1 rRNA gene is annotated in these 854 nt (G+C 55.5%); it reads right to left on the bottom strand.

Annotation, left to right across the window (positions count from 1 at the left end):
• Window positions 1–854: ribosomal RNA gene (locus GBG68_RS13895) — 23S ribosomal RNA — on the bottom strand; the annotation flags it as partial.

Below are 854 nucleotides of genomic sequence, written 5' to 3'. Positions count from 1 at the left end.
CCACCTTCGCAGGCGTACAGAACGCTCCCCTACCATGCTAGCAAGCTAGCATCCGCAGCTTCGGCACGTGATTTGAGCCCCGTTGAATCTTCCGCGCAGGCCGACTCGACCAGTGAGCTATTACGCTTTCTTTAAAGGGTGGCTGCTTCTAAGCCAACCTCCTGGCTGTCTATGCCTTCCCACATCGTTTTCCACTTAATCACGATTTTGGGGCCTTAGCTGGCGGTCTGGGCTGTTTCCCTCTCGACGACGGACCTTATCACCCGCCGTCTGTCTCCCGTGATTGCACTTCTCGGTATTCGGAGTTTGCATCGGGTTGGTAAACCCCTGGGGGCCCCCTAGCCGAAACAGTGCTCTACCCCCGAGAGTGAGACACGAGGCGCTACCTAAATAGCTTTCGGGGAGAACCAGCTATCTCCGGGCTTGTTTAGCCTTTCACTCCGACCCACAGGTCATCCCCTAACTTTTCAACGTTAGTGGGTTCGGGCCTCCAGCGAGTTTTACCTCGCCTTCACCCTGCCCATGGGTAGATCGCCCGGTTTCGGGTCTACTCCCAGCGACTATGACGCCGGTTAGGACTCGGTTTCCCTACGGCTTCCCTATTCGGTTAACCTTGCCACTGAGAGTAAGTCGCTGACCCATTATACAAAAGGTACGCAGTCACCCCCGAAGGGGCTCCCACTGCTTGTACGCATACGGTTTCAGGTTCTATTTCACTCCCCTCGCCGGGGTTCTTTTCGCCTTTCCCTCACGGTACTGGTTCACTATCGGTCGACAGGTAGTATTTAGCCTTGGAGGATGGTCCCCCCATATTCAGACAAGGTTTCACGTGCCCCGTCCTACTCGATTTCACT

This window comes from Alkalilimnicola sp. S0819 (assembly GCF_009295635.1).
GTDB lineage: Bacteria > Pseudomonadota > Gammaproteobacteria > Nitrococcales > WHIW01 > S0819.
The sequence above is the reverse complement of the archived record's forward strand: the minus strand, read 5'-3'. Positions and strand labels throughout refer to the sequence as shown.